Origin of the sequence: Collinsella sp. LCP21S3_A9 (assembly GCF_052118785.1) — a bacterium.
Classification (GTDB): Bacteria; Actinomycetota; Coriobacteriia; order Coriobacteriales; family Coriobacteriaceae; genus Collinsella.
Genome location: NZ_JBQKGN010000010.1, coordinates 41,538 through 53,606, shown reverse-complemented (window position 1 = coordinate 53,606; position 12,069 = coordinate 41,538). Strand labels below are relative to the sequence as shown.

The 12,069-nt window shown below is 59.7% G+C and carries 11 protein-coding genes; 3 read left to right on the top strand and 8 right to left on the bottom strand.

The features are described from left to right. Positions 1-6: 6 nt before the first annotated feature. Positions 7-903: a DUF4097 family beta strand repeat-containing protein gene (locus tag ACTQ05_RS05830; RefSeq protein ID WP_195838579.1), complete on the bottom strand. Its 897-nt coding sequence runs from the start codon at positions 901-903 to the stop codon at positions 7-9. Further along, positions 903-1,619, bottom strand: a complete 717-nt coding sequence (locus tag ACTQ05_RS05825; RefSeq protein ID WP_441063717.1) for a helix-turn-helix domain-containing protein — start codon at positions 1,617-1,619, stop codon at positions 903-905. Before ACTQ05_RS05825 ends, ACTQ05_RS05830 begins: the two co-directional genes overlap by 1 nt. A gap of 267 nt (positions 1,620-1,886) precedes the next feature. On the opposite strand from ACTQ05_RS05825, the gene ACTQ05_RS05820 reads away from it, so the two are divergent. From ACTQ05_RS05820 to ACTQ05_RS05810, 3 genes are all read left to right on the top strand, one after another. Next, positions 1,887-2,759: a class I SAM-dependent methyltransferase gene (locus ACTQ05_RS05820; RefSeq protein ID WP_441044870.1), complete on the top strand. Its 873-nt coding sequence runs from the start codon at positions 1,887-1,889 to the stop codon at positions 2,757-2,759. Between the two features lie 119 nt (positions 2,760-2,878). Continuing rightward, positions 2,879-3,760, top strand: coding sequence for a tRNA (guanine(46)-N(7))-methyltransferase TrmB (trmB, locus tag ACTQ05_RS05815; protein WP_154517108.1), 882 nt, complete (start codon positions 2,879-2,881; stop codon positions 3,758-3,760). Between the two features lie 267 nt (positions 3,761-4,027). Further along, positions 4,028-6,709, top strand: coding sequence for a DEAD/DEAH box helicase (locus ACTQ05_RS05810; protein WP_441063716.1), 2,682 nt, complete (start codon positions 4,028-4,030; stop codon positions 6,707-6,709). A gap of 79 nt (positions 6,710-6,788) precedes the next feature. Here ACTQ05_RS05810 and ACTQ05_RS05805 read toward each other — a convergent pair whose 3' ends face one another. The 6 genes from ACTQ05_RS05805 to ACTQ05_RS05780 form a co-directional block, all read right to left on the bottom strand. Beyond that, positions 6,789-8,546 carry a DUF2130 domain-containing protein gene (locus ACTQ05_RS05805; protein WP_441063714.1) on the bottom strand — a complete coding sequence of 586 codons (1,758 nt, stop codon included), beginning with the start codon at positions 8,544-8,546 and terminating at the stop codon, positions 6,789-6,791. 150 nt (positions 8,547-8,696) lie between these two features. Further along, positions 8,697-9,242, bottom strand: a complete 546-nt coding sequence (locus tag ACTQ05_RS05800; RefSeq protein ID WP_441538287.1) for a metallophosphoesterase — start codon at positions 9,240-9,242, stop codon at positions 8,697-8,699. A 66-nt stretch (positions 9,243-9,308) separates the two neighbouring features. Continuing rightward, the gene (locus tag ACTQ05_RS05795) at positions 9,309-9,488 is read right to left on the bottom strand and encodes a hypothetical protein (RefSeq protein ID WP_154517096.1); all 180 of its coding nucleotides are present in this window, start codon (positions 9,486-9,488) and stop codon (positions 9,309-9,311) included. Positions 9,489-9,506: 18 nt separating this feature from the next. Next, positions 9,507-9,833: an HIRAN domain-containing protein gene (locus tag ACTQ05_RS05790; RefSeq protein WP_117655201.1), complete on the bottom strand. Its 327-nt coding sequence runs from the start codon at positions 9,831-9,833 to the stop codon at positions 9,507-9,509. Positions 9,834-9,956: 123 nt separating this feature from the next. Beyond that, a complete protein-coding gene (locus ACTQ05_RS05785; protein WP_441538285.1) occupies positions 9,957-11,336 on the bottom strand; it encodes an aldehyde dehydrogenase in 1,380 nt (459 codons plus the stop codon). Between the two features lie 8 nt (positions 11,337-11,344). Then, on the bottom strand, positions 11,345-11,914 hold the full coding sequence (locus ACTQ05_RS05780) for an iron-containing alcohol dehydrogenase (RefSeq protein ID WP_441538283.1): 570 nt from the start codon (positions 11,912-11,914) through the stop codon (positions 11,345-11,347). Positions 11,915-12,069 lie beyond the last annotated feature (155 nt).

Here is a 12,069-nt window from a genome sequence, read left to right as displayed (position 1 = left end):
CGCGTGTCACTCCGGATCAAACGACATGTCACCCGAACCGACCTCAAAACGATACGTGGCAGACTTATCGCCGTTATCGAATTCAAGATTCAAAATGGTCTCGCCGTCGTAGCCAAGCGGAAGGAAATCGCTCTCGAAGTCGCCGCTGCCCAAGGTGACGCTCGCCTTAAAGCCCGTCGAGTTCGGAACCGTCATCTCCACATCGCCCGAGCCCACACTCACGTCCATCGACTTCGCGGGGGCCTGGTAAAGCTCGAACGTCACATCGCCCGAACCGACCTCAGCGCTGAGCGCATCAGTCACGCTGCCCGAAAACTCTACATCTCCCGCACCCAGGAAAAGGTCGAAACCATCACAGATGACACCGGCAATCTGCAGATCACCCGAGCCCACGTGCGCGTTGACTCCCTTCAGATGTTCGGCAACACGGCGTGGCAGCTCAACCGTAACTGAGCGATCGATTGCCTTACCGTCATCACTTCCAAACTGGGAAACCTTGAGCGTCGAGTCCTCGACGGATGCGATGTTTTGCGTCGCGGCCTTGGAGGCATCCATACCCTCGGCAACGCGCCCCCGCTCTATAACGCGAGCCTTGTTGCCATCAACAACCTTGACGTCCACCGAAGCCGCATTGATATCGAAATCGAGGTAGCGGAACTCATCGGCATCAAAAGTCACACTCGAAAGTTGCTGAGGCCGAGCGGAATAGTTACCGCTATTCAAGGAATCGTCCTCGTCAAACATATCGTCAAAATCAGACAAATGGCCAGATAGAATACCGGTCGTACGCACCATATCGGAATGAGCCAATAGCCGCGAAATGCCAAAGACAAGCCCAATGATGAGCACAAACGCTCCGACGCCAACGCCCAAGCGTACCTTGGATTCATGCGAAAGCTTCATCATTCATCACCCTCTTTGGCAATCGGCTCAGCGGTGGTCGCGGTAGCCACGTCAGCATCAACCGCAGCGGAAACATTCCGAGCCCTAGCCGTCACCGGCGCCGGACCAACCTGAATATCACCGCGCGCCCAATCGCCATCGAGCGCACGCGCCACCCAGTGATAGATGGGAATCGTAAAGAAGATCAGCGCGGCAAAGGGGCCGGCGCCAAACGGGAACATCAGCAAAAAGAACAGCAGCCAGCACACGGCCCAATACGGGAACGACTGGAACGGGCCCTTCACCGGAGTCGAGCCAACTGCGCCGCCACTCGTCGCCTGCGCCGTAGCAGCATTGGCGGCCTGCGCACTCCAGCTTGCCGCTTGCGCCGCCTTGGCCGCAGCATCACTCGCCTGTGTTGCCGCCTCGGTGGCACGTGCCGCCGCCTCATGGGTGCGTGCGCGCTCCGCGGCCTCGGCCTCGCGCTGGCGGGCGCGGTCCTCGTTCTCAAACTCGATATCGTCCTCGATCTCATCGCTCGGATTGAGCAGCTCGTCCAGGCTCACGCCATAGAGCTTGGCGAGCGAGATCAGGTTCTCGGTATCGGGCGAGCTCTCCGCGCGTTCCCATTTGCTGACCGCTTGGCGCGACAGTCCCAGCTTTCGTGCCAGCCCTTCTTGACTAAAGCCTTTGCTGCGGCGAAGGTCGGCGAGCCGCTGCGCAGTTTCTACATTCATGGTTCCTCCTATGTGATGCCAGCCGTGCCGCCGGACCGTTTTTGTTCTTAAGGCGCCTTGCACAGTTAAAAATCTATCCGCCACCGCCAAAAGCATGCCACCTATTCTAGTGAGATTTTTGACAACCGGCGGTTGCGGGTGCATGTGAGCTGCGGAAATGTGTCCAAACAAAGCAATGGCACCTAGCCCGGTTGTCCCCGTTGCGGCGTTAACGGTAGTATGGTCGTACTGTTAATTCCGCACCGCCAACGGAGGGAGTCCCGCGCCGTGAACCGCGATTTCGCCTCATCGCTCATCCAGCTCAACAACACGTTCTATCGCGAGCACTCCGCCTCCTTTTCCGATACGCGTCAGGCCCCGTGGCCCGGCTGGGTGCGCACCATGGATATAGCGCTCGGGCAGCTCGACGTCGCCACAATCGAGCATCCCGTCCGCGTCTTCGATCTCGCCTGCGGCAATATGCGATTCGAGAACTTTGCCGCCGGCGGCGCACTTGCCGCCAAGGGCGTCGACGGCGCAAACTCCTCGGCAGATGCCAGCTGCCCGTTTGAGTTCTATGGCGTCGACTCGTGCCAAGACCTGGCTATCGATGCGCACGGTCACGCCCTGCGCATTCCCAACCTGCACTTCCAGGAACTCGACGTGCTCGATGCCCTCATGAAGCTCAACCCCGCCGAGGCGCCCGACGCGCTTTTCGACGCCCCGCTCGCCGACATCTCGGTCTGTTTTGGCTTTATGCACCACGTGCCGTCGTGCGAGTACCGCGTACGCGTGCTCGACGCCCTGGTGCGGCAGACGCGCCCGGGCGGCATCATCGCCATTAGCTTTTGGGAGTTTATGAACGACGAGCGCATGGCGCGCAAGGCCGTTCGCGCCGAGGCCCGCGCCGAGCTCACCCCGCCGTTTGAGGGTTACGATTCAGCGCAGTTTGAAGCCGGCGACCACCTCATTGGCTGGCAAAACGACCGCCACGCCTACCGCTATTGCCATCACTTTGACGATCAGCAGATCACCGACCTGGTGCGCGGCGTTCGCACGTTCTACAAGAGCGGCGAGGTCCCCGTACGCGAGCTTGAGCGCTTCCATGCCGACGGTCGCAGTGGCGAGCTCAACCGCTACGTGATTCTCAAGCGCCTGTAGGCGCCGACGACTCGCCGTCGAGCCGCACCGCGTCTTTCGGGCAAGCTATGCCTACCCTTTTTTCAACCCATTAACGGAACGCGCAGCTATGCGTTCCATACTTATGACCAAGGAGCCTCATGGGAGCCGTCCACGTTCGCACGCCTAAGAACTTTGTGCTCGAAGAGCGCCTGGAGCGCTACGCCGATGCGATTGAGACGAACCCTGAAATCTATGCCGGAGATTGGCGCGAGGCCTGTGCGCCCGCAGGCAGCAAGTCTTTCGAACACCTTCACCTGGATCTTGGCTGCGGCAAGGGAACGTACCTTGTAGAGCGCGCGGCCCACGAGCCAAACACGCTCTTTATCGGCATGGACCAGGAGCCCATCTGCATCGCCTATGCCGCACAGAAAATCTGCGAGCAGGAACTGACCAACGCACTCGTCCTGCCCCGAGGCGCCGCATCGTTGCCGCAGCTGTTTGCCACAGGCGAGCTCGATGCCATCACCATCAACTTTCCCACGCCGCAGCCTAAGGCCAAGTACGCCAAAAAACGACTCGTCCATGTCGACCATCTGATGCTCTACCGTCCGCTTTTTTCAGCCGGCGCCACCGTCACGCTGCGCACCGACAGCAAGCCATTGCGCGACTACGCCCTGGGGCAGTTTGCCGCGGCCGGCTACGACACACTTTGGGTAAGTGACGACGTTCGCCGCGACCATCCCGAGCATCCCGAGACCGAATACGAGCGCCGCACGCGCGAGATGGGTGCCGCCGTCTATGGCATTTGCGCCACTCCCGACGCGCTGCCCAGCGATGAACAGCTCACGGCGGGGCGCGCGCAGGAGCAAAGCCTTGCGTGCTACCTGCCCGACAATCTCGATGAGCTCACCTACGTGCCCCTCGGCATGGAAGAGGCCGTCGAGAACTTTAAAAACCGCGCCCGCAAGGGCAAGAAGCGCTTACCGCAGGAGTCCCAGGGGCCTCTGATGGTCGCGGCTTCGGCAAACAAGCGCAAATAGGCGCCAGCAAACGACCCTCAAATCTAAGTGAGTAGACTTTTTTGCAATAGCCAAGCACAACCCGCATAACCAATACTAAAACCGCAGGTAGAGCCTTTGTGCAAAAGCCATGTGCTCGCGATATTGCAAAAAGTCTACTCACTTAGCTGGCAACTGCACCAAACAGCTGGGCAGAACGCCCATTTCCTGCATTTTCTTGCCTGCGAACGCATCGATGCGACGCTACGCCATAATAGTTGGCGGACAATCGCGAGAGAAAGCAAACACATGGCACAGACCACGACAGATACCGCCGCCAGCACCGTCTCCGGTGCCGGCGCCGCCAGCTCGTTCTCGGGCGGCACGGGAACCGAAGCCGAGTTTGGCTCGCTCGGCGCGCTCTCTCCCACCTGGTGGGAGCCCGAGGACGGCAGCGAGCCCGAACCATGGCTCACGCCCGATCAGGCCTTCGAACGCTTCTTTGAATGGACGAGCGACCGTGGCATTGAGCTGTGGGATCACCAAGAAGAGGCCCTCATGGACCTGGCCGCCGGCGATCACGTCATTTTAGGCACACCGACCGGATCGGGTAAATCGCTCGTCGCGCTGGGCATGCTCTTTATGGGCATGGCTCAGGGCAAGCGCTGCTATTACACGGCCCCCATCAAAGCCCTGGTCAGCGAGAAGTTCTTCGACCTGGTACAGGTACTCGGCCGCGATAACGTCGGCATGATCACCGGCGATACGCATATCAATACCAAGGCGCCCGTCATCTGCTGCACGGCCGAAATCCTTGCCAACGATGCGCTGCGCGAGGGCGAAGATGCCGATGTTGGCTGCGTCGCCATGGACGAGTTCCACTACTTTGCCGACCCCGACCGCGGCTGGGCCTGGCAGGTACCGCTGCTCACCCTGCCCCACACGCAGTTTATGCTCATGAGCGCCACGCTCGGCGATGTCACCGCCATCGCCGCCTCGCTCGAGGAGCACACCGGCGCTGCTTGCGACTTGGTTGTCGATGCCCCGCGTCCTGTTCCGCTGAGCTACGACTATGTGACGACCTCCCTCGAGGGCACGGTCGAGCTCGCCATGCGCCGTGGCGAGGCCCCGCTCTATATCGTGCACTTTAGCCAGGATGCCGCCCTTGCGACGGCACAATCGCTCGCCAATTTTGGCATCGCCAGCAAGGAGCAGCGCGAGGCCATCAAAGAAGCGGCAAAGGGAACGAGCTTCTCCACGGCCTTTGGCAAGATTCTCAAGCGCCTGCTTGGATGCGGCGTCGGCGTGCACCATGCTGGCATGTTGCCGCGCTATCGCCTGCTGGTCGAGCGATTGGCGCAGCAGGGCCTGCTGCCCGTCATTTGCGGCACCGACACACTCGGCGTCGGCATCAACGTACCCATCCACACCGTGGTGCTCACCGCGCTCACCAAGTTCGATGGTTACAAAATGCGTCGTCTGCGCGCCCGCGAGTTCCATCAAATTGCCGGTCGCGCCGGTCGCTCGGGCTTCGATACCGAGGGCATGGTAATCGCCGAGGCACCCGAGCACGAGATCGAGAATGCCAAGCTTATGGCCAAGGCGGGCGACGACCCCAAAAAACTCCGTAAGATTAAAAAGAAAAAGCCCCCCGAGGGCTTTGTCTCCTGGAACAAGCAAACTTTTGAGCGCCTGATCGAGACGCAACCCGAAACACTCAAGCCACGCCTGCGCATCACGCACTCTATGGTGATTAGTGTGGTCGAGCAGGGCGGCAATGCCCGAGCCCGCGTACATGACCTCATCGAGACAAGCCTGCAGACCCCCGAAGAGAAGGCCAAGCTTGAGGTTCGCGCCGACGAGATCTTCGCCACGCTCATCGACTCCGGCGTCGTCGTGCGCACCGAGATGCCGCCCGCACCCGACGCTCCGGTTGACGCCGCGCCGGACATCGACTACGCGCTGACGGTCGACCTGCCCGAGGACTTTGCGCTCGACCAGCCGCTCTCGCCTTTTTTGCTTGCCGCGCTGGAGCTGCTCGACCCCGAAAGTGAGACCTATACCATGGATCTCATTTCGATGGTCGAGGCCACGCTCGAGGACCCCAAGCAGGTATTGCGTGCACAGGAGCGCGCCGCACGCGATCGCGCTATGGCCGAGATGAAGGCCGACGGCATCGAGTATGAGGAACGCTTGGAGCGCATTCAAGACGTCACGTACGAAAAGCCGCTCGAGGATTTGCTCGACGCCGCTTTTGACAAGTACTGCCAGGAAGTGCCCTGGGCAAACGACTACCAGCTCTCTCCCAAGAGTGTCCTGCGCGATATGCTGGAAAGCGCGAGCGATTTTAAGGGTTACATTCAAAAGCTCGGCATCGCCCGCTCCGAGGGCATTTTGCTTCGCTACCTGGCAGAGGCCTACCGTTCGCTCGACCGCACCGTACCCATCGAGAAGCGCGACGAGCGCCTGCGCGACATTATCTCGTGGCTGGGCTTTGTGGTGCGCTCGGTGGACTCGAGCCTGGTGGACGAGTGGGAGAACGCCGGCAACCCGGCAGCCCTCGATGCCGCGCCGCCACAGGGCATCGACGAGGTCGTGGCGGACCGCCGCGGCTGCACGCTGCTGGTGCGCAATGCGCTCTTCCGCCGCGTGACCCTTGCCGCCCGTGAGCACGTTCGCGACCTGGGCGAGCTCGACGACGACTGGGGCATGAGCGAGATCCGCTGGCAAAAGGCCCTCGATGCCTACCATGAGCAGCACGAGGAAATCCTCACCGACGGAGATGCCCGCAGCGCCGCGATGTTTTCCATCGATGAGTCCGACGAGAAGACCGCGCACGTATGGCACGTGCACCAGATCTTTGCCGACGAGGACGGCGACCACGACTTTGGCATCATGGGCGATGTCGATCTGGACGCCACGCAAGACGGCGGTGAAGTCATCTTCAAAAACTACCGCGTCGGCTTTATCGAAGACCTGCTCGAGGACTAGTCGAACATACTGGAACGAAACGAAGCGGGGCCGTTGGCAATATCGCCAGCGGCCCCGTTTTTGCACTATACGCTATGCCTTACTCGGTATCCTCGACCTCATACGAATCCGCCTCGGCTGGCTCATCGTTTGTCTCTGGCGCAGCCCCGCGCGCCTCATCAAACGCCGCCTTCATGGTCTTGTTGCCCCACGTGAGCTTGCGAATGGTAAGATCGTCGGCCTTCTTGTTGGCTAGGCGCAGATTGTTCTCGGAGGACAGCAATGCCTCCTTGGTTTTCTGCAGATGGCTAATCGTCTTGTCGATCTCATCGATTGCCGTTTGGAACTTGCGACTCGCGATCTCGTAGTTGCGACCGAAATCATTCTTGAACTTCTCCATCTTGGCTTCGAAGTTCGTGACGTCGATATTCTGCTGTTTGTACTCCGCTAGCTCCTGCTTATAGCGCAGTGAGCCCATGGCGGCGTTGCGAAGGAGCGTGATCATGGGAATGAAAAACTGCGGGCGAATCACGTACATCTTCTCGTAGCGATAGCTCACGTCGACTATCCCTACGTTATAGAGCTCGCTCTCGGGCTCGAGCAGCGTGCAGAGCACCGCGTACTCACAGCCTTTCTGGCGACGATCGTGATCGAGTTTCTTAAAGAAGTCCTCGTTTTTATGCTTGGTCGCGGTCTCGTCGTTCTCGTTTTTCATCTCGAACATAATCGAAATGACCTCGTTGCCGCTCGCGTCGCACTCGCGGAAGATAAAGTCGCCCTTGGTACCCTCGGACGCATCGTTATCCTTCTCGAAGTACGCGTTGGGAAATGCCGTCATGCGCAGACGGTTAAACTCGGTCTCGCAGTGCTGCTCGAGCGACTCGCCCACCATCTTGGTGGACAGACGGACCTTCATGTCCTTAAGGCGCTCGATCTCTTCATCCTTGTAGCGAATCAGGTCATCGCTCGCGCGCTTGGCCTGCGCAAGCTCGAGCTCGTGTGCCGCCTTGACCTGTTCCTCGCGAGAATCGCGCACCGCCAGCTCGCTCGTCAGTTTGGCACGCGCCTCATCGCGCTCTCGCTCCGCCGCGGCGACCGCCTTCGACAGCTCCATTTTTGCAGAAAGTTCTTGCTCACGAAGCTGTGCACGAAGGCCCTCGGCCTCGCGCTCAGACTGAGCCTTTGCGGCGGAAAACTTCTCTTGTACCTTCGCGCGATAGTCAGCAAGCGCGCGCTCGGCCTCGCTGCGAGCGGCATCGAGCTCACGCTGCGACTCTGCCGCGGCAGCGGCAAGCGCCATCTCCTGGGCCTTGTCCGCCGCGGCAAGCCTGGCCTGCAGCTCGGCAATCTGAGCATCACGTGCAGCTAAATCGTTTTGAGCGGCATTGCGTGCCGCCGACTCGACGAGCTTGGCTTCGTCATCTTTGCGCTCCAGCTGCGCACGCAAATTGTCGATCTCGCGCTGGAGTTCGGCATTCTCCTTTTGAGCGTTGGCTCGTGCCTCTACCGCCGCGCGCTGGCTTGCACTCTCGCGCTCTGCGGCAGCGCCCTCGAGCTTGGCACGCAGCTCGGCGAGCTCAGCATCGCGCTTGGCAACCTCTTGTGCCAGCTGTTGAGCCGCAGCGTTCTTCTGCTCGGTAAGCTGAGCGTTGCGCTGGGACTCTGCCTTTTGCAAGGCAGCCATCGAACGCGAGCGCTCAAGCTCCAGCGCTTGCTCGCCCTCGCGCTGGACCGCCTTCACACGCTCATCCAGGTCGCGCGAAAACTCGGCATCGCGCACTTGCTTGACGATATCCGCATAGCCGGATGCATCGACCTTAAATACTTCGCCACAATGCGGGCACTTGATCTCGTTCATAGCAGCTCCTCGCTGGACGCAAATTTCAACCGCCTACACTCTACCGCGCTGCGCGGACAAAAAAGGCGCCGCCGCCATAATGGCAACGGCGCCAGAACCGCCACAAAGGTGCCCGTCCCCTTTGTGGCGGTTTGTATGACGGTTCGAGAATTACAGTCCAAAGAAGCCTAGGATTTGGTCACGGCTTACGGGCTTGTACTCGTTGGCATCGAGGCCGACATCGTAGCGAAAGATAGGACGTTCGCGATCGCGGCTGCGCGCATTGGTGCGGTCTCCCCTGCTGTGGATATGCCCGTGCAGCATGATGGCGCCACGTGCCTTGCCATTCCAGCTGAGCATGGGGTAGTGGCTCATAACCAGACGATGACCCTTGGCATAGCCGGGAGCAATCTCCAGGTAATCACGCACGTCTTCCCAAATCTGCGGCACGTCGGGATCTTCCCAGTCGCCGTCATGGTTACCACGGATGAGCGTCACGTTCTGGCATTCGATGCGCTCGCGCAGGCGCACGGCATCCGCTAGGGGCAGACGATAGGTAAAGTCACCCAGAATATAGAGGCGGTCGTCCGCAGCCACGCACTCATTGATGGCATCGATGACCTTGCGGTTCATCTCCTCAACCGAGCCAAACGGTCGGTCCATGTCGTGCAAGATATTCGTGTCGCCCAGGTGCAGGTCGGCGGTAAACCACATCATCGTCTCAGTCCTCATTTCGCAACGCGTCCAACTCGTGCTAAGTATACAGACGCAGCGATGCGGCAGTTACCCAAAGAGCCCGCCAAACAGTCCGCGACGGCGCTTGTCTTTCTTTTTCGACGCATCACCCTGAGTTTTCTTGTCCTGTCGCATCTTACGGTCCTGCTCCAGCTCATCGTCGTCGAGTAGCATATCCCACTCAAACGAATCGTCCGTCAGATCGAACAGGTCATCGTCATCAAACATGGCAGCCTCCCTTACCGATTAGCGGGCATCCACCACATAGAGGCCAACGCGCACCTGGTGCCACGGGCTACGCTCGGGGGCAACCTGCTGCACGCGGGCCTCAAATACGTCCTCATGGCCGTAATACATCATCAAGGACAGCGGACCGACCTCGTTTCCCGGAACATAGCCAAGCTTGGTGTTGCCGTAGTAGATCGCAACCGCCTCGGGATCATGGGGATTATCGCGCTCGGCGCACAGCGTCAGTTTATCGCCCGCTTTAAGATCGCCCAGGACCAAAGCGCCGTCGGCATACTGAAATCCCGCAATGTGAAACGACAGAAGAACACGTGAAGGCTCGTACATGGCAACTCCCCTAACGGCCGGATAAACCGGCGCTTAACCTTACCGAGAAGTCTACGGGTCCGTACGGACACAAATTCATCCTGCCTGCGTCTTTTCGACCGTTTGTCCCTACGCCATCTGATTCTAATGCACAAACATGCGCACAAATTTGTGCTTCCAGTTTGCGTAAGGGGCATAGCGGAATGGCACGTCCAGCCACGTTGCCTTGTTCACGATGCTCTTCTTGTGGCTAAACGTATCGAAGCTCTCGCGTCCATGATACTGCCCCATACCGCTCGCTCCCATGCCGCCAAAGCCCATATGGCTCGTAGCCAGATGCATGATCGTGTCGTTGACGCAACCGCCACCAAAGGGCACGTAACGCACAAAGCGCTGCTGAACCTCACGGTCCTGGCTAAAGATATACAGGGCCAGCGGCGTCGGACGATCCGTAATAAACGTCTCGGCCTCGTCTAGGCTCTCAAACGTCAGCACCGGCAAGATGGGACCGAAAATCTCCTCCTGCATCACGGCGTCATCGGGGGCCACGCCGTCCAAAATTGTCGGCTCAATCTTGAGCGAAGCCTCGCGCGCAGCACCTCCAAGCACGACCTTATCGGGATCGATCAGGTCGTGCACGCGCGCAAAATGCTTGGCATTGACGATATGCCCGTAATCCTCGTTGTCGAGCGGATGCTCGCCAAACATACGGCGCACCTCTTCCTTGATGAGGCCCAGCAACTCGTCGTGCACGCGCGTATCGACCAGCAGGTAGTCGGGCGCCACACAGGTCTGCCCCACGTTGAGCCATTTACCAAAGGCGATACGCCGTGCCGCGACCTTCAAGTTTGCCGTCGCATCCACGATGCAGGGACTCTTTCCACCCAGCTCAAGCGTCACGGGCGTAAGGTTTTTACTTGCGCGCTCCATGACGAGCTTGCCGACCGGAACGCTACCGGTAAAGAAGATCTTGTCCCAGCACTCATCGAGCAGCGCTTCGTTCTCGGCGCGCCCGCCCTCGACAACTGTCACCAGGCACGGATCAAATGCTTCTTCGCAGATCTGCTTGAGCACCGCACTCGATGCTGGAGCATAGGCGCTCGGCTTGATGACCACAGTATTGCCCGCGGCAAGGGCGCCGGCGAGCGGCTCGAGCGTTAGCAAAAACGGGTAGTTCCACGGGGCCATGATGAGCGTGACGCCATAGGGCACGGCTTGCGTTTTGCACACACTCACGGCGTTGGCAAGGTCGCACGGACGCAGGCGCGGACGACTCCATCGAGCCACATGCGCGATCTGATGACGAATCTCGGAAAGCGACGTGCCGATCTCGCACATATACGCCTCGTCATGCGACTTTCCCAAATCGGTCTTGAGTGCATGGGCAATATCGGCCTCGTGGGCCCGCACCGCATCGCGTAAACTCACGAGCGCACGACGTCGAGCATCGACATCAAACGTGGCGTGCGTCTTAAAGTAGACGCGCTGGTCTCCGACAATGCGCGCAATTTCCTCGGTGTTCATGGACCCTCCTAGTTCTCGCCCTCAAACATACCACCCGCGACGACCTCGTACATGCGCATCAGCTCCAAACGGTCCATCAAAAGTGGAACGGGGTACAGCGGATTGGCCTCGGCATCGGCAGGCGCCGCCATCTCGGGAATGTCGGAGCGGCGAATGCCCGGCACATATTTGGGAATGTCCAAGGCGGCGTTCATTCGATCGACCCAATCGATAGAGGCCTCGACGGCATGCGTCAGGGCGTCCATGCCCGTCTGCCCCGTAATGGAGGCGGGCAGACCGCGCGTAAACTCGGGGTCGTGCACCGCAAAGCGTGGGATAAGCACAAAGTCGTTAATGGGGTACTTGTGGTGCGTCTCGTCATCGGTGATAACCGCCGCGAGCGTGACTTCGCTTCCCGTGCCGGCGGTAGTGGGAACCGCAATAAGCAGCGGCAGGAGACGATGGGCGCGCAACAGGCCGCGCATCTTGTTGATGGGCTTGTTTGGCTGCGCGATGCGTGCTCCCACGCCCTTGGCACAGTCCATGGCCGAGCCACCGCCAAAGCCGATAATGGCCTGGCAGGCGCTCTCTCTCAGCATGCTCCAGAATGCGTGGCTCGGTATAGGGCAGCACCGGCAATGCGATGCGAAAAACCGTTTGATACGTTCGGCACCAGGCGCAGCGGGCTAGATGCATAAAGGAAACTCCCTCATTTGTTGATTGGTCAACATTTGTTCGACCGATTGTACTCATC

What these genes read in the sequence shown, in the direction of transcription:
- ACTQ05_RS05810 (WP_441063716.1), top strand. Translation starts at nt 4,028, where the DNA reads ATGGCACAGACCACGACAGATACCGCCGCCAGCACCGTCTCCGGTGCC.
- ACTQ05_RS05785 (WP_441538285.1), bottom strand. Translation starts at nt 11,336, where the DNA reads ATGAACACCGAGGAAATTGCGCGCATTGTCGGAGACCAGCGCGTCTAC.
- ACTQ05_RS05780 (WP_441538283.1), bottom strand. Translation starts at nt 11,914, where the DNA reads ATGCTGAGAGAGAGCGCCTGCCAGGCCATTATCGGCTTTGGCGGTGGC.
- ACTQ05_RS05825 (WP_441063717.1), bottom strand. Translation starts at nt 1,619, where the DNA reads ATGAATGTAGAAACTGCGCAGCGGCTCGCCGACCTTCGCCGCAGCAAA.
- trmB (WP_154517108.1), top strand. Translation starts at nt 2,879, where the DNA reads ATGGGAGCCGTCCACGTTCGCACGCCTAAGAACTTTGTGCTCGAAGAG.
- ACTQ05_RS05830 (WP_195838579.1), bottom strand. Translation starts at nt 903, where the DNA reads ATGAAGCTTTCGCATGAATCCAAGGTACGCTTGGGCGTTGGCGTCGGA.
- ACTQ05_RS05800 (WP_441538287.1), bottom strand. Translation starts at nt 9,242, where the DNA reads ATGATGTGGTTTACCGCCGACCTGCACCTGGGCGACACGAATATCTTG.
- ACTQ05_RS05790 (WP_117655201.1), bottom strand. Translation starts at nt 9,833, where the DNA reads ATGTACGAGCCTTCACGTGTTCTTCTGTCGTTTCACATTGCGGGATTT.
- ACTQ05_RS05805 (WP_441063714.1), bottom strand. Translation starts at nt 8,546, where the DNA reads ATGAACGAGATCAAGTGCCCGCATTGTGGCGAAGTATTTAAGGTCGAT.
- ACTQ05_RS05795 (WP_154517096.1), bottom strand. Translation starts at nt 9,488, where the DNA reads ATGTTTGATGACGATGACCTGTTCGATCTGACGGACGATTCGTTTGAG.